Below are 23,047 nucleotides of genomic sequence, written 5' to 3'. Positions count from 1 at the left end.
GCGAAGTTCTGATTGGCCGCCCCGCATGGTGGCAGGTCCTCGCCGGTCAGTCGCTCCTCCATCAAAGCCCGCAGCATCGCAAACCTGAGTTCAAGGGCAGTAAGCTCGATCGAGCGGGGTAACTTGGACAGCTCGTTCGCGAAATCCTCCATATGATCCGCAAGCGTCCTAGCAGCTGTCTGAAAAGATATTGAAGGCTGGTCTATCTCATAAGTCGGCATGGTCCAAGTCCGCCAAAAATTTTCGGTTGCGCGGCGATCGATCAAGCGCGGGTAACGCTACCGCGAATGTTGGCAAAAACGTGACACTAGCAAACGATGGACGCAATCCGTGTTGCCTGCTCTGCCTTAGTCACTCAGCTCCCAAGGCCTCTCGACGGCCCGGGTCGCCTGGAACGATTAATTTCGGGCATGGTCTTGCATGAACTTAAAGGAAGCCGCGGCTTGGATCGCTGACGCCCGGCTGAAGTACCGGGGACACATGATCGAGGCCTCGAAAATGCCCCTGCCGCATTCATGGGTCTTCTCGAGGGGCGCGATTTTGGCAAGTTGGTGGTCCGCGCGTCAGGCGGACAGTAGCACGCATTACGATCGCCAGAGAACTAGTCTCGCTGGCGATCGTATTCCACTTGCGCCCGCTCAAGCTCAGGACCGAAGGTCATGGACCACGCGTATAGCGCCTCGAACGGCTGCTGAAGGGAACGGCCGAGCTGCGTGATGGTATATTCAACGCCTACAGGCGTCGTGGTCGTGAGCACTTCACGGCGTATGAGCCCATTGCGCTCTAGCCGTTTCAATGCGTCGGCGAGCGCTTTGTGCGTGATCCCGTCAAGACGCCGCATAATCTCGTTGAACCGTGACGGCCTGCTGCACAAGACCGTCAGGATCAGGACCGACCATTTGTTGGCGATCTGCTCTAGCACCGGTCGTGCCTTCTCGACATCCACCAACGCCTCCTTGGAGACGGGCTTTGCCCGACGAGACAAGCTGTCTTTGGGTGAAAGAACAGCCTCCACTTCCGACATGGGTATACTCCTCGATATCTGCTTTATATGTAGTGCGTAATTGACCGTAGGTATAGCTCATATATCAAATCCTCGGTCATTATAAATGGAGTTCACATGAGCAGCTTAGCAAACAAGATCGCCCTCGTGATCGGCGGCGTGGGCGGGATTGGCGGAGCCATTTCGCAGAGATTCGCCAGCGAAGGCGCGCACGTCTACGCGACCAGCCGGAAGGGTGGCGACAGCACATCAAAGGCAGGGACCACGGGCAGCATCAGGGTCATTCAAGCGGACGCCAGCGAAAATGCCGATCGTAAGCGCGTATTCGAGCATATCGCATCGGAACGAGGCCGGATCGATGTGCTCGTGATCAACGCGGGCCTGTCTGAATACGCGCCGCTGGAAAACATTGCCGAGGATCATTTCGATCGGACATTTGACTTGAATGTCCGGTCTCTCGTATTCGCGGCGCAAGGTGCGATAGATCTCATGCGACACGGTGGCACAATCGTGCTGATCGGGTCCATTGCGGGCGACATCGGCACCAAGGGCTATGGCGTCTATGGTGCGAGCAAGGCCGCGATCCGTTCGTTTGCACGCACCTTTGCCAACGAACTGGCTCCCAGGGGCATTCGCGTCAACGTCGTTAGCCCAGGACCAACCGATACAGCGATGATGGCGAGCGCCTCACGGGAGGTTCGGGACGCCTTGTCCAGCATGGTCCCTCTCGGACGCATGGCTAGACCTGATGAGGTGGCGGCGGCAGCACTATTCCTTGCCAGCGACGAGAGCAGCTTCACGACGGGTGCGGAACTGGCTGTGGATGGAGGCATGGCCCAGGTCTGACGCTGGAACGATAGGCCCGATAGCGCACGCACCGGGCCTATCGTTTCGACTTTACTTTACAAGGCAGCCAGCTGTCTATCGAAGTCACCGGGATCAAAATAATCCCGCCAGACGGTAATGAGCCCATTTTCGATAGTGAGTGTTTCCATGACCGCTAGCGTGATCGTGCCGCCGATACGCCAAAAGATTTGCCGGAAGTCTCGGCTAAGGCGAAGGGTCGCACCCTTCATCGACAGGTTCGGCGGCCAGCAAGGCAGGATATTGGAGGTTCTTAAAGCACGTCTGTCCGGAGGATACAAGGCTGGCCAGCATGGCCGGACGCGTCATGAGCCGTCAATCACCAATAATCTCGTGGGCACGCCTTCCCTCAGGGAATTTGCGACCGTGCAGGCCTTCCACGCGCGGTCGATCAAGGTCTGCGCATCGGGGCCGTGCAGCGTCGTACATCTCACGGAGAGGACGGCGTCGGTCACTACTAGGGGCGCCCCGTCGATTTCCAGTTTCACCGTTACCTCGATCTCTCCGATGGCCACGCCGAGATCGTGAGCGACATAGCGGAGGTCGTTGCAGTAACAACCTCCGATGGCCAGGGCCAGCAGCTGGCCGCCGTTGAAGCCGAGGCCCATGCCGCCAGCCTTACCATCTGGTCTGTCGACCACCACAGTGTGACCGCCAGCCCACCCGACTGCCGCTTCCGTGCCCGGGACGTTCCGCAGTTCCACGATCGACTGGACCATCTCCATCTCCGTTCCGAGTGCTGGATCGTCAGCTTCTGTCATCCACACGACATGTCAATGGCCACGGAAGATGTTGAGGGTAATGCGCTGCGTCTTGCAGTTTCGGAACTTCGGCCATTGGCCCGTTATTCATACACGACCATAGGGTCCTTCTTAAGCGTTTGGAGGCTTTTCCAATTAATGAGCTTCCGTCGACAGCACATCTTACCCATTCGCCGCATCCGCGTCAGCAAGGTCTTGGATGGAAGCAACATGACAAACCCGCGTCTGCTTCATAACCCGATGGTTCGAGAGACGCTCAACCGAGTGGATGTGCTGCCCTGACCGCGATGCTCGGAATTGAATCTCTAATTCGTGATCCGTCCGCCGTGGCGAACGGTTCCTTGCAGGGCGGTCGAAAGGCGCGGGAGGGCTGGACGATCGTCGACAACCGGTGCAAGCCCGCCAATTCTCTGCCCGGCCAACGGCTTCCTCTCGGATACGATCATCAATGGAGCAATGCGTCGAAGGAAATTGTCGGCCGGATTGAGCAGGTCGTCGAGCGAGGGGCTAGCTTCCTTCCGCCGCCTGACAGCTAGGCTTCCTACCAGCGGCCGCCCCGTAACCTTCTGGAACCTTGGATGAGAGCCGCGGCTTGGGTGGGTCGCGGAGCCCTGACAATAGATAGGCGACGACATTTTGATCACAGTGCTGCTTCCGCGGCCACATCCACGAACCGTGCAATGATTGCTGGCTCGCGATCCTCCGGACGCATGGCTGCATCACATGATTCTTTTTTGATCCAGTGCTCGAGTACTCCGTAACAAAATCGTCCCATGCGAGCTACTTACTCGCTGGACCCGGCTCCACGCCCCAGGAGCTGGCGCGGATCGTCATTGGCTCCGCGGGGGGCCGGCGGCTCGGTCGCCGGCCCATTCTGGAAGGAGGTTAATCGATAAACGTGGAAGACCGCATGTGCCTGCCACGAGCCGGTCTCAAATACCCTCTTTGTTGTTTTTGAAGGAGAACCATGTTCCTGAAGGCACCTTTTGAAAGTGCCAGTGGTGGCTTTGCTGTTCCTGAAAATCCATGCACCAAACTAGCCCGGCGCTGGAAGTTACATCTTGGGAAGAAGTACCTTGTCGATCACGTGGATCACGCCGTTCGACTGCTTCACATCAGCGATCGTCACCGTCGCGGTTCCGCCTGCCTCGTCAGTGAGCGTGATCTTGCCCATGTGGTCCTTCGCCCTTAATACACAGCCGCCGACGGTCTTGATGTCATGCTCGCCGCCATCGTCCTTGATCATCTTCGCCACGGTGCTGGCCATCGCGTCCGCGGCGACGACATGACAGGTCAGAATTTTCGTGAGCTTGTCCTTATTCTCGGGCTTGAGCAGCGTCTCGACGGTGCCTTTGGGAAGCGCGTCGAAGGCTTCATTGGTTGGAGCGAAGACGGTGAACGGCCCCTTTCCCTCGAGTGTGGAGACAAGCCCCGCGGCCTTGATGGCAGCGACGAGCGTCGTGTGATCTTTTGAATTCGCGGCGTTTTCAACGATGTTCTTGTTCTCGAACATCGCGGCTCCACCAACCTTCGGGTTCGCGGCATACGCAATCATGCTCCCTGCCATGACGCTTGCCAACGCTACGCAAGAAACCACCAGAAACTTCTTCATGATCATCTCCTCTCAATACCGGCTCCTTGGCTCGGTAGAGCTTGCACGGATAACGGCGGCCTCGGTTCAGACATTGGATAAATAGCTGGTGAAATTTCCAAGCAAGCGAGCTGACTTGCGACGTCACAAGGATGATGCCCCGCCTCAGATGCCCAGCATTGGCTGTATCAGCCGCAATAACCGGCTCTTGAAGCGGAGCGGCGCCTCGGTCACGGCAAGACAGATACAGTCCTTGCCGGCATCGGCCTTGGGCTGATGCATCAGGCTGTCATCCGCCATTTCGATGTCGCCTCGAGCGAACGTGGAAACTTCGTCGCTGAAGCTCCCATCAAGCACCAGGGTCAATTCAACGCCCCGATGGGAATGCTCCGGGACTGGCTGACCGGCTGGAATCTTGAGCAATCGCAACGTCGCCGTTTCGTCGCCGGTCGGTATGATCATCTGGGCGGCGCCGCGCCCAAGCGTTCGCCACCGCAGACCACCGGCTGCGTCGATATAGGTCCTCAGAGGCTCTGGGTATGTCCGGTCGGTATCAGAACGCTTCTTAATAGGCACAACCTTGTCAATCTTGCCTGCATCGATTTCCGCCTTCAAGCACTCCCAGTCTCGCGAAACATTGGTGTCATTGGCAATTTCACTATCGATAAAATATCCGCCAACGCTTTCGAGGACCGACAGCTTGGATCTGCATGCCGGGCACAAGGCGAGATGGGTCGCAACGGCAACGCTCCAGCCTTCGGCCAAGGTTCCAGCCGCGTATTGCAGGAGCATATCGTCATCCAGGTGATGTTCGATCATTTGGCTTCGTCCTGAAGGGCTGTACGCAGTTTCTCGCATGCAAGTCGTATCCTCGATTTCACCGTACCAATTGGGAGGTTTAGTTTTTCCGCGATCGTCGAGTGGGTAAGACCCTCGAAAAACGACAGGCGCAGCACTTCAGCATATCCGCCTTTTAAAGTCGCCATCGCCCGACCCAGCGCCGCAGCACTTTGCTGCCGCTCGATAAGCACGTCCGCCGCCTCGAACTCATCTGGCACGAATGCTGGATCGTTTGGATCAAAGTCAGGCTTAGAACTTTTACGCACCGAGTCTATCATCTGATTTCTGGCGATCGTGAATATCCAGGTTGAAGCCTGCGCCCTGGCCGGATCGAAAAGCCCCGCCTTGTGCCAGACGCGCATCATCGTCTCTTGCGCTAGCTCCTCGGCCAAAATCCGATTTCCCCTCGTCATCTTCACCATGTAAGAGCGCACGCGTGGATAAAAATAGCGATAGAGTAATTCAAACGCGCCGATGTCGCGCGAATCCGCGACCGCGGACATCAAGGCCTTTAACCGTCCCGCATCCAAGCTAACGGGTTCTTCCTCCAATTTATCGACCTCTCGCGCCCCGCCCGACGACGTCGGCCACACTTTCGCCTCGGCGCTTAAGGCTCGACGTAGCTCGGTTCTAAGCGGCATCTGCATGTTCATGGCGTTAACTACGCAGCAGCATGCTAGTGGATCAAAAATAAATTCGGAAATTTACCCTTAAGCCCTTACTTGGGCTACGATGACGCTGGCAGCCGGCGTAGCGCCGACCGTTAGAGGCGAGCAACCCCGAAGATTCGTTGCGTGAGCCAAAACCCGAAGCCCGATGCTGCCGCTGACAAGACGGTTCCCCAGATAAGATCGGCGATCGTCAAAAGAAGCGACCAGTTTTTCAGCGTCGACTGGTTGGTGAGGTCATAGGTGGCATAAGCCGTGAGGCCGATGACAGCGCCGTGAAGCACGGCTGTCGTCATCGATCTTGAAATCAACCCCGTCCTGACCGCGAGGAAGGTCAGCCCGGCGGCGTAGATCAGGTAGAACGCCAATGCCGGCGCAAGTCGAAACTGCGGCGCCAAGATTTCGCCTAGTGTCGGCCTATAGAGACGGTCGGCCATGGTGCTCAGCCAGACAAAATCGATCGCGACGAAGGCGATCAGCGTCGCGATGTAGGCGGTCAGATAAGTTTTCATAAGGGGCTCCCAGATGGATGGATTTTAGGCTTAGTTTAAGCGCGTCCAGTCCACGTCCTTGTGGATCAGACCGGAGACAACACAACCTTTAGGGACGATCGCCAGCGTGATCATCATGCAAATGCCTCCCAATCAGAAGGGATTAGACCGTTGCGAGAAGGACAGTCGCTAAGGGATAATGCCGGTGCGTAACGATAGAAGCGCAAGAGATCGCGCATCATCAACAAAAAGCGGCGGATGGCGATGGTTGACCACTGAGCGAATAAGCCCAGTTCCCTGCGGGCGGAATATTCAAATTGACCTCCGTTGAGGGACGGCGCGAAAGACATATTGGAAGCAGCCGCCGGAACGCTAAGGACATCGAACAATGCTGTCAGATTGGAGTAAGTCACTTCGTTGTAGACAATGAAGCCGGTATCGACAGCAGTGTCGCCGCTCTCTGACTTAAACGTTATCGTGTTACAGTGACCGCCGATCCAATCCCGTGCCTCGAATACCGTTACATCATGATGCTTCGCGAGAAGCCAAGCCGCGGAAGGACTTGATATAGCCGTGCCAATAATTCCAACGTCGAGGCGGCGCGACCGGGTGCCGAATGCTTCAAATTCCATACAAAGCCTCTCGCGGATCCAATCTCATGCATTATCGACCTTTACGCTGGGAATTCGTGGCGGTTTTCTAGCTAGCCGCTCTTTTTCGCGATTCCGCCCATTATCGCGAACCGCGGCGATATTTGCTGGGCGTCCCCCGCCGACCCACCGACAGCCGTTGAACCGAATGACAAGATCGAAACAGTCGATGGCACGCGCGTCGCGCGAGAAATGAGCCGTTGCCACCCAAGCGGCGGCTCAGACGTTCGTGAAAGAGTTCTTGCCGAATTTCGGTGAGACGCAAGATGCCATGCTGAGCGCGGATCCGCTTTCAACCACGCGTTCTTATCGTTCTACATCAATGTCGGCCCGCCCGATCCATTGACCCTTTAGCATATCAGTGTGGGTTGAAAATTTGGGGCAGCTGTGTACGCTTGGAGGAACCACATTTATAGCACTCGGATTTTCCGCTAAGCGGGATCATGCGCTGCCGTGGTTGTGTACCAGGCAGTAGAGCAGCATTTCAGTTGGCGGCAATTCAACAAGGATTCCGGGCAGTGAGCTTCGGGGCTGTCGGCGGCAGTTGCGGGTCGGGGCTTCCGTGCGGCTAACATCATCGCCGCGGTGATGGAGCGGTATAGGGTGATGGAGCGGTATAAAAGGCTCTATCCGGAAAAATTCATCAATGAGATCTTCCGGCGGACTTATTTGAAGATTGGCTGGAGCGCTTCGGCAAATATTGAGACGGCACTGCTAAGGAGGGACAAATGAATGCCACGCAATCAGTTCGTGGAAGAAAAATATATCACTTGGCTGTCCAAGAACTCTGTCTCGGCGAAATCGTAAAGGCAGATCCGGCGATGAAACTCATCCGTGGCCTGACCATTGCGATCATCTTTTGTCCGGTTTTTGGTTGCTCTCATCAAGGCAAGGTCGTTACCAAGCCTTATCCGGCGAAAGACCAAGTGAGGATGACCTCGCCCCTCGTGGAATCGTGTCGAGGCAAACCGAATTACGAGGGAATGCTGCGGACACTTTGTTACTAGTGGTAGAGAATGGTTGGTGGACGAGTACTGTTGAAACAAGCGCCCAATGTTTTCAAAATGAAGCAGCTGGGGCGAGGCAAGATCCGTGACCTCAGGAGACCCTTAAAGAAGCCATGCACGAGCTTTGCGCGACAGATACCGTATTGGTCCGAGCAAAATCACTGTCTGAACCGGCTGTCTCGCCGCACTCGCGGGGCTGCGGGAACTATATTGAAGGCGATTTAGTTAGTTGTCTTGAACAGATGGGAGAGACGTGGAATGACCGCGCACCGCGCTCAATGGAAAGGCCACCTAAAGATTGGCGAACTTAGTTGTGCTGTAGGTCTTTACACCGCCGCTTCGACTTCCGATCGTATCAGCTTCCATTTACTAAACCAGGAGAACGGAAACCGGCTGAAGCGGCAATTCATCGATAGCGAGACCGAAGAGGTTGTCGAGCGGGAACAACAGGTGAAGGGTTTCGAGACCGGAAGCGGCGACTACATCATGATCGACCCCGAAGAGGTCGCGGCCGTCATCCCAGATTCGGACAAGATGCTTGAAGCAGAGGCTTTCATCTCCTGCGGGGAAGTCGATGGTGTCTATTTCGACAAACCGTACTACCTGGTGCCAGTCGACGATGAAGCAAGAGACGCATTCACCTGTATCCGCGACGCCCTGTCCAAGACGAACGTGACAGCAATCGCCAGGACCGTTTTGTTCCGGCGAATGCGAACCGTTTTGATCAGGCCACACGAAGAAGGCCTGATCGCAACCACACTCAATTTCGATTACGAAGTGCGGTCTTCCAAGGAAGCGTTCAAGGACGTTGCGAAGGTCAAGGTCGAGGGCGAAATGCTCGACTTGGCCAAGCACATCATCGACACGAAGATCGGGGAATTCGACCCCGCCAAGACTGACGATAGATACGAGACCGCTCTCGCCGCCTTGGTGAAGGCGAAAGCGGAAGGGAAAGCACTTCCCAAGCCAAGGGCGGTCAAGGTCTCCAAACCCAATGATCTTTTGAAGGCACTGAGGCAAAGCGCTGGAGTGAACAGGGCTTCGTCCAGGAAGCCAAGCGCCGCGAACGCCAATACTGGCAAAAGGAAACCGAAGGCGGATGCCAAGGCGTCGTCCAAGACCACTCGCAAGAAAGCAAGCTGACCATGGCTCCTCGTCGTCCATACTGGAAAGGCTACTTGAAGCTGTCTCTCGTCACCTGCCCCGTGGCGATGGTCCCAGCGACCTCGGAAAGCGAGAAAGTGCGGTTTCATACGCTTAACGAAAAGACCGGCAATCGGGTTGTTTCGCGGTATATCGATAGTGTAACGGGCAAGCCGGTCAAAGATGAGGACGAGGCCAAGGGCTATGAGCGCGGTAAAGACGATTACGTCATTCTCACCGATGACGAACTGGGATCCGTTGAGCTCGAAAGCGTCCGCACCATCGACATTGAGAGATTTGTGCAGCGAGAGGAGATCGAGTGGATCTATCTCGACACTCCGTTTTATCTGACGGCGAACGAGAAGATCGGCGACGAGGCGTTCGCCGTCGTTCGAGAGGCCATGAAGGCTAAGGACGTCGTCGGCCTCTCTCGCGTGGTTCTCGGGCGTCGAGAACATGCCGTGATCCTTGAGCCGCGCGACAACGGCATTGTCGTGTGGACTCTCAGGTTTGGTGACGAAGTTCGGCCAGAAGGCGAGTATTTCACTTCCATCGGCAAGGGTTCGGACACCAAGGGTGTCGCCGCGCTCGAAAAGTTCATCAAGAAGCGGACCCAAAAATGGTCGCCAGCGATGACGTCCGATCCGATCCAGGACAGCTTGCTGAAGCTTATTGCTTCAAAGAAAAAAGCTCACGAGCCCGTAAGGAAAGCGACGTCCAAATCGAAGGAACTGCATGACGGTAAGCAGAGCAACGTTGTAGACATAATGGATGCGCTGAAGAAGTCGGTCCAAAAGGAACTGAAATCGCGCAAGGCTGGTTAACAAGTCGCCCCACTTACGTGCGACCGCCGCGCGCGCGGCTCGGATCCATTTTTCATCTCGTTTCGAAGATCAGCCTCTCACGCTGTCGTGGCCTTGGCGGTTACTAGGTTGCTTCACCACGGTCGCAACGCTCTTGGGACGTCAGCGCGTTCCCGACCGCAACTTAATGATTGGGAACAATGGGACCGGCCCGAACGACCTCTTCACCGACAAGAGAGAGGCGGGGAGCGTCCTTCTACGTCCACCCAGCGGACGCGCTGTTAAACCCCGGGATGACTGGACAGATCGAGGAGCTCACCCACGGTGTCTGGTCTCGAACTACCAGGGAGGTTTGAGCGGCGGTGGCTGGGTTGTCTATTAGCGCAATTGCCGTCTGGAAGAAGGAAAAAAGCCCACGACGTGGACGCGTGGGCATTTCAGTTCTCCGCTGTTGAGGGGCAGCAGAGTGAAACAGCCTTCGAGTTCGCCGGGCCCGTTCAGTGGGATAACCGGGTCCCCGATCAAAGCTTCTTCCAGGCAAGATCCATCTATGGTGTCCGTGGTCAGAGAAGCCATGCTTTTCGAATTCGATAAGCGGCCAATCGCCCGGCGGGCGACCACCCGCTCAGTCATCCCGCCTTTTGCGCTGCTTCAATCGCTTGATGGCCTGTTCCAAGGACCGCTGGCCGTCGCAATAATCCTGCCAGGCCGTGCTGCTCTTCAGGATGCCGGGCACCGTTCTGATCGTGAACCGCTTGGGATCAAGCCCCGCCTTGACCTGCGTCCAATTGAGAGGCATCGACACCGTCGCTCCCGGTCGGGCCCTTGGCGAGAGCGGCGCGACCGCGGTCGAGGTGCGGTCGTTGCGCAAGTAATCCAAGAAGATACGCCCATTCCGAAGACTTTTCGTCATTTTGATCAGGTAAAGGTCCGGGTTGTCCCTTGCCATTTCCTGACAGACATCGTGCGCGAAGGCCTTTCCCTCGTCCCACGTCAGCTTCCTACCTTTCGGCACCGACAATGGCGTCACGACATGGAGACCCTTGCCGCCGGTTGTCTTGCAGAAACTGACAAGGCCAAGCTCCTCCAGTCGATCTCGTATCTCGCGCGCACCTTCGACCACGGTGTCGAAATCAACGTCCGGACCGGGGTCGAGATCGAACACCAGGCGCCCGGGAACCTCGGGCTGCTCGGGTTCGCAATTCCAGGGATGCAGCTCCGTGCCCCCGATTTGGGCGATGGCGACCAACCCCTCGACGCGGTCAATCCGCAGGTACGGCTGTTTATCGCCCGTTACTTTAACCTGCTCGATCAGGTTTGATGTTCCCTGCATCGCATGCCTCTGAAAGAACTGCTCACCGCCGATCCCGTCTGGCGTCCGGATGATCGAACAAGGCCGCCCCCTTATGTGGCCGATCAGCCATGGTCCCACGGCCTCATAGTAGTGAGCCAGATCAACCTTGGTGACGGGCTGCTTGTCCAGGGCATTGGGCCACAGTGGCTTGTCGGGGCTGGATATCAGGACGCCCATAACATCGACCCTGGCCCCCTTGCGAAATTTCGACGCCTTTGGCGGTTTGGGTGCGGCCTCGGGGTCGGGAACATCCGTTTCGTCTGGGCTCGCGGGCCGCTCTGCCTCAACCTCATCGGCGGGCTTGTCCTCACGTAAACCCTTGAACGCGGCTTGTCGGACCTGGCCATCCGCCGTCCACCCCGCGAACTCGATTTCAGCAACCAGTTCGGGCTTTAGCCAAACAATATCTGGTGCCTTCCTCGGAGCGCCGATGCCGGTGAACGGAGATTTCGTTGCCTCTACCTTTTTCAGTCGCGGCAACAATTTTTCGACGACGCTCGCCCCGTAACCGGTTCCAACGCGGCCAACATAGACGAAGTGGTTAGCGCGATTGACACCGACCAGGAGCGACCGAAATTTACCGTTGCTGGTGGCATAGGCACCAATCACCACCTCGTGGCCCGCTCGGCACTTTGATTTTGCCCATGTTTTCGTTCGTCCCGACACGTAAGTCGCGTCGGCCTGCTTCGAGACGATGCCTTCGAGCGACAACTTGCAGGCCGATTTCAAAACCGCGTCACCGCCGGTCTCGAAATGCTCGACGAACCGTATACGCGGGTCGTCGCCCGCCTCGGATAAAAGTGAAGCCAACCGCTTCTTGCGTTGCGTGAGCGGCAACTCACGAAGGTCGTCATCGCCAGCGAACATAAGATCGAAGGCGAAGAAGACGAGCTCATCGGTCTTGCCCTCGGACAGCGACGCCTGCAGTGACGCGAAATCCGGTGCACCGTTCTCGTCGAGGGCGCATATCTCGCCGTCGATGATCGCGTCCGGGAGACTTTCGCCAGAACTCGCGATAGCAGAATACTTCTTGGTCCAATCAAGGCCCTTGCGGGTCTTGAGGGTGACCTCACCACCTTGGATTCGCATCTGTATGCGGTAGCCGTCGAACTTGATCTCGTGAATCCAGCCTTTGGCCGACGGTGGTCGTTCCAATGTTTCGCAGAGCTGCGGCTCAATGAAGAGAGGCATCGCGGCCGCGGCGGCCTTTGTCGCGGATTTCGGCTTCTCCTTGCTGCCTGCCTTTCGTTCGTCGGCGGCAAGCCCTTCGTTGCTGTCCCAGACCGCGTCTGCTTCAACGGCACCGCCCGATGTCATGAACGGCTTTGGCTTTCGGCCTTTACCAGATGCGATGGCATCCATGGTCCGTCCGGAGGCGACAGATGTTTCATTCTCTTCGAGCACCCTCGCGCCGCCTTCGTCGACAGAGAAATCATCGTGGTGTTTGATCAGAAGCCAATTTGTTCGCTTCTCGCCCTCTCGTCCACGCATTCGCACAAGGACGAAGCTCCCGTGAAGCCGTTCGCCTTCAAGGGTGAACTTGAAATCGCCCTTGGCGAGCGCCTGCTCTGGCGTCTTGTTTCCCTCTGGCTCCCAGTAACCCCGATCCCACAGCATGACCGTGCCCCCGCCATACTGGCCCTTGGGGATCGTACCTTCAAAATCGCCGTAATCGAGCGGGTGATCCTCGACTTCCACCGCCAGACGTTTGTCCTGCGGATCGAGCGATGGCCCTTTCGTGACCGCCCAGGATTTGAAGACACCGTCCAATTCCAGCCGCAGGTCGTAGTGAAGGCGAGTGGCGTCGTGCTTTTGGATGATGAAGCGTCGGCGGTTCGAGGGCTTTACCTGAACCTCTCCGCTTGGCTCGGCGGTCTTTTTGAAATCGCGTTTCGCGCGGTATTTGGAGAGGTTGTCGGCCATGGTTTTTCTCGCGGATCGGTCATTAATCCAAATGCGGAAACGCGTCCACGGTTCCAGGACAGACTGACTTTATCGGCGACGTTCCGGCTGATCGTGTGCCGCAACGGTGGCATGACGGCCTATCAACATGGCCGATCCGCGCGCCCCGCATCTAAGGAAGCCCATCGAAGGTCACAAGGACCATGCGCGAGCGTTGACGCCGAGGCGATCAAGGGGCCGCGAGGGTCATCACCACGTGGGTCGGACGCCGGTTGCCCGGCCGCGCTTAACGTCGGCCTTGTGCCTTGCCCGCCGTTCGCTTCGTCGTCCGTGCCGAGTTGGTCTTGGTCCCTTAGGTCCCATCTTCCCCGCCGGTGGCCGCGATAGTTACGGGCGCTCGACGCACCGTCGCCCAGCGGTCGCCCGGGGTGGCATTACGCCGAAGTGAGTACATGCATTTCCGCAACCTTTCGCCGTCGCGAAGATTGATAGATCGCCGAGCCCCACGTCCGTTAGCCTGTTGCGGACGTCGGCCACAGAGGGGGGTCGACTAACATCGGCCCTCCTCGCTAGTTATTTTCTTGTCGTTCGTGCCCGCACCCGCTAGAGGAGCCGGCCTTGAGCTGGGACACGTTCCCGAGCAGGCTCGCCGCCCCGTCTCGTGATCTCCGTCTGGGCGGTGAAGCGTACATCTCGATCTCGGTCGGAAAGGAAATGCCGCACGACCTCCATGTCGACTTCATCCCAAGTCTTTCCCCGTTCCGTTCCGGATGGAATGCGGGGTAGAAGACCCGGCTCGGCACTCCAAGCAAGCAACTGACCTAGCGAAGCTTCATTGAGCATGTCACGGAGATGGTGGGCGGTCACGTATGCGTCGGGCAAAGCCCTGTGGGCCGGGAGGCCTAGCTCGTGAACCAGCCCGTCGGGCATTCGCAGGTAGCGAAGCATCTGGTTTGAAAAGCGCGGTAGGTCTGGCCACAGTCTCAACGCGCACTTCCATGTGCAAATCCATTGCGCACCTCCGCTCAGACGTGGAGTGCAATAGCGTTGTTCGAACGCGGCGCGGTGAGCGGCAAGTGCTAAAGGACGCCGACGCGGTTGCAGCACCGACGATGCGACTTCCCTCCACAATGGTGCTCCGGCGACGTCACGGTCGAGGATGTGATGAACGGCCATCGTTTCCGCCGAGATAGCTCGCCCCGGATTGACCATCAATGAGCCACGCTCGACATCGAGCTGCCACCGACCATCCCGGCTTTGGACGACGTCCTGCCAACCGATCTCGCACACCTCCTGCTGGCCACTACCTCCTGTTTCAAGATCGACGACGCGGACGACAGCCATTTGTGCCTCATTTCCTAAGGTCATCGGAAGCTTTCACGTCCTCGTGCTTCCCGCTTCGCTGGTCACGGTAGCTGAGATCGGGTCACCAGCCGGAAAGCTCGCCTCAAGCCCCTCTTCCAGTTCAGCTCTATCCTGGCTTTCACGAGCGCTTGGGACCGGTTCGAGGCACTTGCTGCCTTCGTCAAAATTACGGTTGCTCAAGGCATCGTACCGATTGAGGCTACCTTCTGGTCGATCCGCCAGCATCTCGGACAAGGTCGTCGCTATCTCGCCGTTGCCCTTGCGGTCGTTTGCCAGTCGTTGGAAGACAGCCGCCATCCCAGAGAATATATCCGCGGCCGGGTCATCTGCTCCCAGAAACGCGGCAATCTCATCCATGTCCTCGACCCAACGGTATTCTTTCGGGTACATGTCGGGAATGTCCTTGGCGAGCTTCGCCACGAGCCGAGACTGATTTTCAGAAAGCTCTGCCATTAGAGCTTGCTTCGCACCGCTCCGCGCGGCGGCCAAGAGCATCGAGGCGCCAAGACCGATGAGGCCCTTGTTGATGGCCGCGTAGCACATTTCAAGGGCGGACGCGGCACCAACGTCTCGGTCCAGGGCACGTGCATCCAAGCCGTATTCGACAAGAACAGGAATTGTGTCTCGCGCGCCCCCGCTAAGATAGAAGCGTGGACCTGGCTTTGCCACCTCCGACGGCCCGCCGATGATGCAGCCGTCAAGCACCTTGGCATCGGCGTTGTGTAACACCTGAGCGACCTTGCCCATCGTCTCAGTTGAAATGGCATTGCAGTCGACAAAGACCGCGGAAGAAGACTTGAAAGAGCGCATAGCGGGTGCGACAAGGTCAGCGACCGCTAGAGCCTGGGAAGGCGGCAGAACCGACAAGATGACGTCCGCGTCAACCAACGCCGTCAGCTCAACTTCCCGTATGCTCGCAGCGGCCACGCGTTCACGTGTCGTAGATGATCGTCCCTCCAGATAGGTGACAATCTCCGCGCTCGATGACGGGAGCGCCTTTGCAATGGCACTTCCCATTGCTCCCATTCCGACAACGGCAATCCTTGACATGGTCACCTTCCGCGATTCCACTCACATAAGAACTAGCGGCGGTGGCGCTAGATGCAACCCAAGCGGTCCATGTGACCGCTGAAGCGCTCGGCGCCCCAACTCCGATGAACGGCTTCTCGTCGGTCGTCTAACGGGCGGTATCTCTCCGTATTGATAGCGTCGCCATTCATTGAGCCGGTGCAATCGCCTCGAGGTCAATTAATGCCGCCATTGCCGTTGCATCCGATCATGCTGGCGTATGCCATCCAAACCGAAAACGTTGCCATCTCGCGTTGCTTCCCCGATATTCGCCGCATAAAAAATCAGGTCCGCCGCATGTCTGAACCGCAGCTTTCCGTTCGCAGCAGCAAGGCCCGCGATCTGGCCCATGCCCTTTCCAGCCGCACCGGGCAGCCGATCAACCGGCTGGTGGAGCTGGCGCTCGAGCGTTACGACCAGGCGCTGCGCGAAGACAAGATCCGCTATCCAATGGACGCCGTTTGGGATCTGGCAGCCAAAGATCGGCGCAACATCCCGGCCGGCACGACGTCGGCGCACGACGAATTCTATGACGAGAACGGTCTACCAATATGATCGCCGTCGATACCTCGGTGATCATCGCGATAGCGGCTGACGAGCCCGAGGCTGAAGTCTTCAGGCCGCTGATCGGTCGAGAGCCGGTCATCATTGGCTGGCCGACCTTGCTGGAAGTGCGGCCCCCAGAGGCTGGGATCGACAAATCCAATCTTGGCCATGAATCCTAGCAATGGTATCAGGGAGAAATGTCCTACTCCGCTCAGGCGACTACCTTAGACGGCGGCTTCAAGACCGCATTGCATCAACTGCGATTGACCGCCTCTCTCGTCTGGCGTTTCTGGCCGCAATTGGCAGCCCTCTGGCTGCTCGGTTTCATCGGCAATCTTCTACTGAACGAATTCGCTGCCATGATCGGGCGCTGGAGCTCGCTCGCTGGTCTTTCCGTTCTCGCCTTGGTCGTGCTGTTGAAACTTGTCGTCATCATGGCCCTGTTTGAGACGGTGCGGCGCGGCCTTCCGGCGCTGAATGCCGCCTCACATGGATTGACGGATCGACTCGAAACGACGACCGAGGTTGAGACGCCCCCGCCCCCCGGCGATTTCGTCAGTGCTCTGGCGCTCAGCCTTGTCCCCTTCTTCGCCTTCTACACCGCCTGGGGTTTTCTCGCCGACACGGTGCGGGACTATTCCAAACTGTCGCTCAGCCTTTTCTTGGCCGGCGAAAGCGCCGGTTTGCTGGATGTTTCCCGCGGCAAGTGGCTGATCATCCCTGTCATTGTCGCCTGGGTGGTGAGACGGTTCGCAAAAACCATGCACAAGCGTTCGCAGGCGCCGATCTGGCCGATCCTCATCGTGGTCTGCGAAGCCAACTGGGCGTTTATCGGTCTGTTCGTCCTGTCGGAGTGGCAGGATGAGATCAGGGCCTGGTTCAGCCATATCCCGGAATCGATCGGCACACTGGTCAGCCTGCTTTCGCCCGTAACAGACGCCATTGCGCAACGGGATGTGCCGATTCCACCCGAATTCGCGTCACCGCCGATCACAGCGCAGCTCGTCAGCCTATTCTTCTATGCGCTTTACCCGGTCGTCTGGCTCACGCTCGCTGCCGTCGTGTACGGCTATGACATCGATAGCGTGCGTATGCCCGGCGAAGGGCGCCTCGCCCGCGCCGTGTCCCGTTGGGAAGCACTGCCGAAGTCGGTGCGCGATTTCATTTCGCACTTCATTGCAGGCACGGTGAAACGCTATCGCGCGCTTGCCGAAGGGATAGGCTTGGCGCTGAATTCCGGTATTGGTTCGATCCTCGTCGCCATTATCGGCTATCGGCTGTTGGATTGGGGCTCCGCCTGGAGCTGGTATTGGCTGACACAGCTCATCGGACCGCATGACTTGCCGCTGTGGCAGGTCATCGCGCAGACGATTTCACCCTTCGTCGGCACGCCAAGTGATCCGGGCGAGGGCCTGCTGATCACACCGATCAAGATTTGCCTGCTGGCGGCAACGCTGGAGATCGGCTTTGCCCAGGGTCGAGTATGGAGGGGGCGAGAATTGCGCCTCGGTGAGGCGTGATTGTCAGTTCAACGCGAGCGGGAAGCCGATCGCCCGCGGCCGCAAGGCCGCGACGCTCAACCTTACAGACAGCGTGGGGATTGCCGCGTCAGGAACGACGAACTTCTCCTCGATCAAGGCGGCATGGTCTTGATGAGGCGGATCGAGCGACGTGATACCGCAGCCTTTTAGGGGCTCGTTGTCAGGCTCCAGATCGCGGCTGATGTCGCTCGATAGAATGACGTCGAGCGGCAACCAGCGGCGCCCCGTCCCATCCACCAGGCTGACCTCGCATTGGCCCCAGCCGTCACCGATATCGCGGGCGGCGGTTGCGACCATGCGAACGATGATCAGCCGCATCTCGCCGGGAAGACGCAGTTGCGCGTCGCGCCCATCACCAATAAGTCTCACCTTCTCGAGGCGCCACGCCGCGCCGGCGTAGTCGAGCTGGCCGGATCCCTGCTGGATATCCGTCTCGATCCGATGCCGGTAATCCTCGATGTTGCGCCATGCATTGACGACAACAGCTGCGACTACGAGAAGCGGCAAGCTTGCGAGCGACAGCAACCAAGTCCTTCTCTCGCGGTCAAACGCCATCTTTGCGAATCTCCAGCCTAGCCTGCGGTGCGGTCTCGATCGTCTCCAGCGACACGCTAATCTCATCCTTCAGCTGCGGATCATACTGTTCGGAAAGCACAAGCTTCATGTTGCGGAGCTCGTCCTCAGGAAGCTCGAACACCAACAGGCCCGTCGTCGGCAATCCGGGTTGAACGGTTTTCGTCGAGAGAACGTTTGGCGCATCCCCTGCCCGTCGCGATTGACGGTACATTCGACCGGATGAACCGATCAGCGTCGCGGCGCGAACCGGCACGGTTTTCTGGAACGCCTGCAACTCGGCGGAGACCGCCACCCAGACGCCGGAACTCTGGAGATCCACCGCTCGTCCAAATTGCTTGTAGGCAATGCTCTTCGCCTTCAGGACGCGGTTGATCTTTACACTGAACGTATCACTCGAAACCGTGTCGCTCTGACGACCCACGGTGCTGATTGGCCCGGTCAATGTGGCATAGGGTGGCGTCGTTGCCTGGAGTGCCGCAAGCAGAGCCGCTGCTCCAAGAACAGCCGGAATCATTGGTGCCGCACGCCTCAAGGTTTTGTCTCCGACGTCTCGCCATCCAGCGGCAATGCGATTTCCGCGACCGTCCCCAAGGGGAACCAGCCCGGCGCGTTATAGAGATTGTCCCTCGGCTTGAAGAACTCGCCCTCGACCCGCAGCCTTAGAACATCAGGCAATGCGACATTCGCGGGAACCTCCCATACCGCAGTTACCGCCTCGGGCATTCGAGGCTGCAGATCCCAAAGGATGGCCCGGTCGCGGCTCAGGTAATATTGCGGCTTCGGCGTGTCGGGCAGATTGGTGGGCTTGATCAAGCTTCCATAGAGATTGGAGCTCTGTGCCGACAGGTTTTCTAGCATCATGCTGACAACGATGGCCTTCTTGCCCGGCGATATCTTCGCTCCATTCGGCATCTCTTTGGCCAAAGCGCTTCCGGCGAAAGACACCTTCCAACGCCCAGCATCCACCGGTGTCGCAACTTCGACCTGAGGGACGACATCGGCCTGCCTGCGCTCATACAGCGTGTACCCAAGTGAAATCGAAGCCGCCAACAGCCCACCGGCACCGGCAAGCAGCTTGGTTAGCCACGCCTTGCCCGTTTTTGATCGCATTGCTCGTTTCAGTCCGCCCATCTTGTGAATATCTATCTCAGACAGCGGCTTTCGGCTAGGTTCGACCAATAGGAAGGTCTATGATTATGGCCTTCCGTAACCGCTCGCAAAACGAGGTTCGGTACGTAGCGGCCAAGACCGGCCCAAATCGACGATCCGGCTTTGGAACTGGTGACATTGCCCAACGTTAACTTGCTTCGAGACAGGAGCAAACCGATGTCCCGCCCCAGCTTTGAGGATCCAACTGCACCTGAAGGCAGTCCAAGCCTCAGACTTCCCTTGATATCCAGGATCGCTCCATCGATCGGCGGGCCACGCTCCACGAGGTCCATCGCATCGCCAAGGGTTGCCGCGGGACCAACTGTCTCGGCGACGAGTTCCGAAAAACTGTCGCATGCCTCCATGGCGAACGCCCAACAAACGTCGTGGAGCTAATAAAAGGACCGACCCGATATGTGTCAAACACCAACCCTGGAAAGTATATTTCGTTGGCCGGGCACCTGATTATGTGTAAGGCTTGCCTAATTAAACAGGCCGGCTGGAGGATCGCGATGACAACGTTTGGTTTGTCTGACGGCATATTCGCGCCACACGACTTTCAAGACACCGCCTGTGATTGCTTGGACGAGGAACTCGCGAAAATTGCCGATGCCGCTCGCGACGCGCGCAAGCACTCAGGGAGGGCTCCCCTGACCCGAAAATCAGGGGTGGAGTTCGGGGGCCGAAATACGGTCTGGCCACGGATCAGATCGCGGTTCACCACACCATTGGCCAGACCCGGACTCACCGCGAAGAGAATGGCTCGGGAAGCGAGCAAACTTGCCCGGGTGGGTCATCGAAAAGCTTCAAGAGGGCAAAGAGCGCGAGAGCGGTCCTGGAACAGGACCCGAGGTGTCGGGCCGCAGTACTCGACACAAGTCGTCTTGGACGCGGTCTGTTATCGGTCATTATTCATGGTGACACCGAACGCGCCGAGAACGTGCGACGTTCGGTGGCGAATTGGCTCAAATCCATGCTGTATACCGGCGGACAGACCCGCCGAGGTGGACCGCCATGTCGGTTACCGGGAGCCCCGCGCCACCAATCAAGTTTCTCATGACATGGCCGAGGACTTTCAAGCAAGCGTGAAGGTCGTGGCGCGGAGGTCGCCAGATTGCCGCTGGAACGGGCTTAAGCCGACGCGGGAGAAATAGCCGATTGAACAGCTACGTCATTACACTTTTCATATTCGGGTTGATCGTGCTTCTGACGACGTGGCTGCCGCTGGCCTTGAAACGCATGCCGATATCTCTGCCCATCTGTTGCATTGTCATCGGCATGTTGCTGACCTGGTCGCCATTCACGCCCCTTCCACGCTTCAATCCCCTGGAAAACACCAGCTGGGCCGAGCATCTCACGGAACTGGTGGTCATCGTGGCTTTGATGGGCGCGGGCCTGAAGATTGACCGAGCGCTAGGATGGAAACGTTGGATGATCACCTGGCGTCTGCTCGGCATCGCCATGCCTCTTTCGATCGCCGGCATCGCTCTTCTTGGGTGGTGGCTACTCAGCTTGCCACCCGCCTCGGCGCTTCTGCTTGGCGCGGCACTCGCGCCCACCGATCCGGTCCTTGCCGCCGATGTACAAGTTGGACCGCCGCAAACCGGCGAGGAAGACGATATTCGGTTCTCCCTAACGTCGGAAGCAGGGCTGAATGACGGGCTAAGCTTCCCCTTCGTCATGGCCGCGATCGCCATGGCGACAAGCAACGGACAGGAGTGGATCGGTTACTGGTTGGCCTTCGATGTCGTCTGGAAGCTCGCGGCCGGAATTGGGGTCGGATGGCTCATCGGTCGATTGCTCGGTTATTTGACCTTTAAACTGCCCGAGACCAGACGGATCGAAAAAACCGGGGATGGCTTGGCCGCGCTAGGTTTCACGTTTCTGTCCTACGGCGCGACGGAACTCCTGCACGGATACGGGTTCGTCGCGGTATTCGTGACCGCGCTGACCATTCGTCACGTCGAGCGCAAGAGCCGCTTCCACAGTGAACTGCACGATTTCGGGGAACAGATCGAGCGGCTCTTGATGATGGTCCTGCTCGTCTGCTTCGGATCTATCGTCGCGGAAGGATCGCTGCTGGATCTAGTCGATTGGCGGGTCGCCATCGTCGGGGCAGCGACACTTGTCTTCGTTCGGCCTCTCGCCGGCTGGTTAAGCCTTGCTGGATGCGGCCACCCAACAGCCGAAAAGCTAATCGTGTCGGTCTTCGGGATCCGGGGTCTGGGATCGATCTATTACCTTGCCTACGCCTCGGGCAAGGCTGACTTCACCGGCATGGAAACCGTTTGGGCGACGGTCTTTGTCATAATCTTGGCATCGATCTTTCTGCACGGGATCGCGGTCACTCCCGTCATGGGATGGATCGATCGCAAACGAGGCGTGGACGCCACGAAGCCGACGGCAATGTAACCGCACTGGAGCAAGTCGTGATGGATATGGCGACAATGATCGGTTGCGGCGCGTCCATGTGCTCGGTCGCTAGCTTCATTCCCCAAGCCGCCAAGATTATTCGCAGCCGCGAGACAAAAGAGATATCAGCGAAAATTTACGCCCTCACCATAATGGGGTCTCGGCGTTCAAACTCCTCGGTCTTGTACGCGATCGCGGGGGATAGATGACGGATTTTGGCCGAACATTCCGTTGTCTACCGCGAGAAGCATCACTTCGCCGCCTGGCCAGCCGATTATGGGCTCTGGCGCTGGGAGGAAGAGGTTCTCGCCGTGTTGGTTGGAGGATCAGGGTGAGCTCCACGCACGCGATAAAAGCCACAACTTCGTGCCTAGGCAGGCCCGTAGCAAGGATGGGGGGAAAATCGTGGATGGTGGAGGAATTCCACGGGCACGCGCCGGGCGGTGAAAGTCTTTCCGCGGATGAGCACGTTGCAAGACGCCTTCGGTCCGGGCCGAGGCTTCATGATGGACACTTCGATCGCGTCACCGCGCCAAGTGATTTTCTTGACCCGGAGTGCATTTGCTGGCGGCTCGAACAGACCTTGGGATCAATGCTAGGAGCTGGTTCTACCTCAGCCGGGACCGAGGCGCGCACTGGGACGGACCTTTTGGGTTCAGCGGGCACGATATCGGCGGCGCCGCCACCAGAACCGACATCCTTCCCATATCATCGCAACATGCATTGTTCATGGTGACCTGCGCGAAGCCTGACGGTCAGGAGGGAAGAACGCTGTGCGCCGAGAGCTTGAACGGTGGCAGGTCGTTCCAGGCCAAGTGTCGGCTTCCCTACGACGACGAAAGTTACAGCATAATGCCATCAAGCGTGCGATTGGACGATGATACCGTGCTGACTGTCATTCGACGAGGTCGCGGGCCGGGCAGGATGGCTGGCTGGAAGCATTCGTCGGAAGATCTGGGGAAATCATGGCGCCCACTGGGTCTACCGGTGGAGAATACTGGCTTCGGCGGCAATCCCGGTAGCTTATCCCTGCTGCCCGGCGCACGAGTGGCGTTGGTTTACGGATCGGGTATCGCGCCGTATGGCATCTGAATGAAAATCAGCACCGACACGGCAAATCGTGGTCCGACGAGGAAGTCGTCGGCCCACCCGCGCCACTGCCGGACGTCGGCTATCCACGAACCGTCGTCGGGAAAGATGGGACCGTGCTGGCGGTTCACTGCACTAATGCTGGAAAGGAGGTGGCATGAAAGATGCCGCGCCCGTTGAGAGAACGGATCAGTGAGATGCGGGTAATGATCGAGGGACAGTCA

20 protein-coding genes and 3 pseudogenes are annotated in these 23,047 nt (G+C 58.1%); 9 read left to right on the top strand and 14 right to left on the bottom strand.

From position 1 onward, the window contains the following. Window positions 1-601: 601 nt before the first annotated feature. Window positions 602-1,024: a winged helix-turn-helix transcriptional regulator gene (locus ACCD05_RS27440; protein ID WP_111565246.1), complete on the bottom strand. Its 423-nt coding sequence runs from the start codon at window positions 1,022-1,024 to the stop codon at window positions 602-604. A 96-nt stretch (window positions 1,025-1,120) separates the two neighbouring features. Between ACCD05_RS27440 and ACCD05_RS27435 the strand changes: the two genes are divergently transcribed. After that, a complete protein-coding gene (locus tag ACCD05_RS27435; RefSeq protein WP_112950254.1) occupies window positions 1,121-1,849 on the top strand; it encodes an SDR family oxidoreductase in 729 nt (242 codons plus the stop codon). A 323-nt stretch (window positions 1,850-2,172) separates the two neighbouring features. On the opposite strand, the gene ACCD05_RS27430 is transcribed toward ACCD05_RS27435, so the two are convergent. From ACCD05_RS27430 to ACCD05_RS27405, 6 genes and pseudogenes are all read right to left on the bottom strand, one after another. Next, a complete protein-coding gene (locus tag ACCD05_RS27430; RefSeq protein WP_112950255.1) occupies window positions 2,173-2,586 on the bottom strand; it encodes an OsmC family protein in 414 nt (137 codons plus the stop codon). A gap of 1,096 nt (window positions 2,587-3,682) precedes the next feature. Beyond that, entirely contained in the window at window positions 3,683-4,195 is a 513-nt protein-coding gene (locus ACCD05_RS27425; RefSeq protein ID WP_413396749.1) for a fasciclin domain-containing protein, read from the bottom strand. 189 nt (window positions 4,196-4,384) lie between these two features. Continuing rightward, a complete protein-coding gene (locus ACCD05_RS27420; protein WP_112436993.1) occupies window positions 4,385-5,038 on the bottom strand; it encodes a ChrR family anti-sigma-E factor in 654 nt (217 codons plus the stop codon). Beyond that, a complete protein-coding gene (locus tag ACCD05_RS27415; RefSeq protein WP_413396736.1) occupies window positions 5,035-5,712 on the bottom strand; it encodes a sigma-70 family RNA polymerase sigma factor in 678 nt (225 codons plus the stop codon). Before ACCD05_RS27415 ends, ACCD05_RS27420 begins: the two co-directional genes overlap by 4 nt. 110 nt (window positions 5,713-5,822) lie before the next feature. Next, window positions 5,823-6,239 carry a DUF2177 family protein gene (locus tag ACCD05_RS27410; protein ID WP_111565251.1) on the bottom strand — a complete coding sequence of 139 codons (417 nt, stop codon included), beginning with the start codon at window positions 6,237-6,239 and terminating at the stop codon, window positions 5,823-5,825. Between the two features lie 182 nt (window positions 6,240-6,421). Continuing rightward, window positions 6,422-6,850 (bottom strand): annotated as a pseudogene (locus ACCD05_RS27405) (NAD(P)-binding protein); the annotation flags it as partial. A 746-nt stretch (window positions 6,851-7,596) separates the two neighbouring features. Between ACCD05_RS27405 and ACCD05_RS27400 the strand changes: the two are divergent. From ACCD05_RS27400 to ACCD05_RS27390, 3 genes are all read left to right on the top strand, one after another. Then, window positions 7,597-7,875: a hypothetical protein gene (locus tag ACCD05_RS27400; RefSeq protein WP_113037631.1), complete on the top strand. Its 279-nt coding sequence runs from the start codon at window positions 7,597-7,599 to the stop codon at window positions 7,873-7,875. Between the two features lie 258 nt (window positions 7,876-8,133). Beyond that, window positions 8,134-9,018 carry a Ku protein gene (locus ACCD05_RS27395; protein ID WP_111565253.1) on the top strand — a complete coding sequence of 295 codons (885 nt, stop codon included), beginning with the start codon at window positions 8,134-8,136 and terminating at the stop codon, window positions 9,016-9,018. Between the two features lie 2 nt (window positions 9,019-9,020). Beyond that, complete coding sequence (locus ACCD05_RS27390; RefSeq protein WP_112950256.1) at window positions 9,021-9,842, top strand: Ku protein; 822 nt, start codon at window positions 9,021-9,023, stop codon at window positions 9,840-9,842. 604 nt (window positions 9,843-10,446) lie between these two features. Here the strand turns inward: ACCD05_RS27390 and ligD are convergent. The 4 genes and pseudogenes from ligD to ACCD05_RS27370 form a co-directional block, all read right to left on the bottom strand. Beyond that, window positions 10,447-13,098, bottom strand: a complete 2,652-nt coding sequence (gene ligD, locus ACCD05_RS27385) for a DNA ligase D (RefSeq protein WP_112436997.1) — start codon at window positions 13,096-13,098, stop codon at window positions 10,447-10,449. A 582-nt stretch (window positions 13,099-13,680) separates the two neighbouring features. Next, on the bottom strand, window positions 13,681-14,421 hold the full coding sequence (locus ACCD05_RS27380) for a DNA polymerase III subunit epsilon (protein WP_111564333.1): 741 nt from the start codon (window positions 14,419-14,421) through the stop codon (window positions 13,681-13,683). A gap of 197 nt (window positions 14,422-14,618) precedes the next feature. Next, window positions 14,619-14,663, bottom strand: a pseudogene (locus tag ACCD05_RS27375) (hypothetical protein); the annotation flags it as partial. Window positions 14,664-14,727: 64 nt separating this feature from the next. Beyond that, window positions 14,728-15,492: pseudogene (locus ACCD05_RS27370) on the bottom strand (DUF1932 domain-containing protein); the annotation flags it as partial. A 201-nt stretch (window positions 15,493-15,693) separates the two neighbouring features. Between ACCD05_RS27370 and ACCD05_RS27365 the strand changes: the two are divergent. Genes ACCD05_RS27365 through ACCD05_RS27355 form a run of 3 tightly spaced genes read left to right on the top strand, consistent with a single transcriptional unit; the run spans window position 15,694 to window position 17,576 of the window. Continuing rightward, window positions 15,694-16,065, top strand: coding sequence for a type II toxin-antitoxin system VapB family antitoxin (locus tag ACCD05_RS27365; RefSeq protein WP_413396732.1), 372 nt, complete (start codon window positions 15,694-15,696; stop codon window positions 16,063-16,065). Further along, window positions 16,062-16,235, top strand: coding sequence for a type II toxin-antitoxin system VapC family toxin (locus ACCD05_RS27360; protein WP_283193642.1), 174 nt, complete (start codon window positions 16,062-16,064; stop codon window positions 16,233-16,235). The genes ACCD05_RS27365 and ACCD05_RS27360 overlap by 4 nt, the downstream gene beginning before the upstream one ends. An 18-nt stretch (window positions 16,236-16,253) precedes the next feature. Beyond that, entirely contained in the window at window positions 16,254-17,576 is a 1,323-nt protein-coding gene (locus tag ACCD05_RS27355) for a hypothetical protein (RefSeq protein WP_111564191.1), read from the top strand. Between the two features lie 3 nt (window positions 17,577-17,579). Here the strand turns inward: ACCD05_RS27355 and ACCD05_RS27350 are convergent, their stop codons facing one another. The 3 genes from ACCD05_RS27350 to ACCD05_RS27340 are packed head-to-tail and all read right to left on the bottom strand — an operon-like array spanning window position 17,580 to window position 19,304. Further along, entirely contained in the window at window positions 17,580-18,152 is a 573-nt protein-coding gene (locus ACCD05_RS27350; protein ID WP_111564192.1) for a hypothetical protein, read from the bottom strand. Next, a complete protein-coding gene (locus tag ACCD05_RS27345; RefSeq protein WP_111564193.1) occupies window positions 18,142-18,687 on the bottom strand; it encodes a hypothetical protein in 546 nt (181 codons plus the stop codon). The genes ACCD05_RS27350 and ACCD05_RS27345 overlap by 11 nt, the downstream gene beginning before the upstream one ends. A gap of 14 nt (window positions 18,688-18,701) precedes the next feature. Next, window positions 18,702-19,304 (bottom strand): hypothetical protein, encoded by a 603-nt coding sequence (locus ACCD05_RS27340; protein ID WP_146618535.1) that lies wholly within the window; start codon window positions 19,302-19,304, stop codon window positions 18,702-18,704. A 1,176-nt stretch (window positions 19,305-20,480) separates the two neighbouring features. Between ACCD05_RS27340 and ACCD05_RS27335 the strand changes: the two genes are divergently transcribed. Next, a complete protein-coding gene (locus ACCD05_RS27335) occupies window positions 20,481-21,734 on the top strand; it encodes a cation:proton antiporter (RefSeq protein ID WP_111564195.1) in 1,254 nt (417 codons plus the stop codon). After that, window positions 21,683-21,943 (top strand): PQ-loop repeat-containing protein, encoded by a 261-nt coding sequence (locus tag ACCD05_RS27330; RefSeq protein WP_112436999.1) that lies wholly within the window; start codon window positions 21,683-21,685, stop codon window positions 21,941-21,943. The genes ACCD05_RS27335 and ACCD05_RS27330 overlap by 52 nt, the downstream gene beginning before the upstream one ends. The last annotated feature ends 1,104 nt before the right edge of the window (window positions 21,944-23,047 follow it).

Origin of the sequence: Rhizobium sp. Rhizsp42, assembly GCF_047304155.1 — a bacterium.
In the GTDB taxonomy this organism is placed as follows: Bacteria; Pseudomonadota; Alphaproteobacteria; order Rhizobiales; family Rhizobiaceae; genus Rhizobium.
The sequence above is the reverse complement of the archived record's forward strand: the minus strand, read 5'-3'. Positions and strand labels throughout refer to the sequence as shown.

What these genes read in the sequence shown, in the direction of transcription:
- ACCD05_RS27440 (WP_111565246.1), bottom strand. Translation starts at nt 1,024, where the DNA reads ATGTCGGAAGTGGAGGCTGTTCTTTCACCCAAAGACAGCTTGTCTCGT.
- ACCD05_RS27435 (WP_112950254.1), top strand. Translation starts at nt 1,121, where the DNA reads ATGAGCAGCTTAGCAAACAAGATCGCCCTCGTGATCGGCGGCGTGGGC.
- ACCD05_RS27430 (WP_112950255.1), bottom strand. Translation starts at nt 2,586, where the DNA reads ATGGTCCAGTCGATCGTGGAACTGCGGAACGTCCCGGGCACGGAAGCG.
- ACCD05_RS27425 (WP_413396749.1), bottom strand. Translation starts at nt 4,195, where the DNA reads ATGGCAGGGAGCATGATTGCGTATGCCGCGAACCCGAAGGTTGGTGGA.
- ACCD05_RS27420 (WP_112436993.1), bottom strand. Translation starts at nt 5,038, where the DNA reads ATGATCGAACATCACCTGGATGACGATATGCTCCTGCAATACGCGGCT.
- ACCD05_RS27415 (WP_413396736.1), bottom strand. Translation starts at nt 5,712, where the DNA reads ATGAACATGCAGATGCCGCTTAGAACCGAGCTACGTCGAGCCTTAAGC.
- ACCD05_RS27410 (WP_111565251.1), bottom strand. Translation starts at nt 6,239, where the DNA reads ATGAAAACTTATCTGACCGCCTACATCGCGACGCTGATCGCCTTCGTC.
- ACCD05_RS27400 (WP_113037631.1), top strand. Translation starts at nt 7,597, where the DNA reads ATGAATGCCACGCAATCAGTTCGTGGAAGAAAAATATATCACTTGGCT.
- ACCD05_RS27395 (WP_111565253.1), top strand. Translation starts at nt 8,134, where the DNA reads ATGACCGCGCACCGCGCTCAATGGAAAGGCCACCTAAAGATTGGCGAA.
- ACCD05_RS27390 (WP_112950256.1), top strand. Translation starts at nt 9,021, where the DNA reads ATGGCTCCTCGTCGTCCATACTGGAAAGGCTACTTGAAGCTGTCTCTC.
- ligD (WP_112436997.1), bottom strand. Translation starts at nt 13,098, where the DNA reads ATGGCCGACAACCTCTCCAAATACCGCGCGAAACGCGATTTCAAAAAG.
- ACCD05_RS27380 (WP_111564333.1), bottom strand. Translation starts at nt 14,421, where the DNA reads ATGGCTGTCGTCCGCGTCGTCGATCTTGAAACAGGAGGTAGTGGCCAG.
- ACCD05_RS27365 (WP_413396732.1), top strand. Translation starts at nt 15,694, where the DNA reads ATGCCGCCATTGCCGTTGCATCCGATCATGCTGGCGTATGCCATCCAA.
- ACCD05_RS27360 (WP_283193642.1), top strand. Translation starts at nt 16,062, where the DNA reads ATGATCGCCGTCGATACCTCGGTGATCATCGCGATAGCGGCTGACGAG.
- ACCD05_RS27355 (WP_111564191.1), top strand. Translation starts at nt 16,254, where the DNA reads ATGTCCTACTCCGCTCAGGCGACTACCTTAGACGGCGGCTTCAAGACC.
- ACCD05_RS27350 (WP_111564192.1), bottom strand. Translation starts at nt 18,152, where the DNA reads ATGGCGTTTGACCGCGAGAGAAGGACTTGGTTGCTGTCGCTCGCAAGC.
- ACCD05_RS27345 (WP_111564193.1), bottom strand. Translation starts at nt 18,687, where the DNA reads ATGATTCCGGCTGTTCTTGGAGCAGCGGCTCTGCTTGCGGCACTCCAG.
- ACCD05_RS27340 (WP_146618535.1), bottom strand. Translation starts at nt 19,304, where the DNA reads ATGGGCGGACTGAAACGAGCAATGCGATCAAAAACGGGCAAGGCGTGG.
- ACCD05_RS27330 (WP_112436999.1), top strand. Translation starts at nt 21,683, where the DNA reads ATGGATCGATCGCAAACGAGGCGTGGACGCCACGAAGCCGACGGCAAT.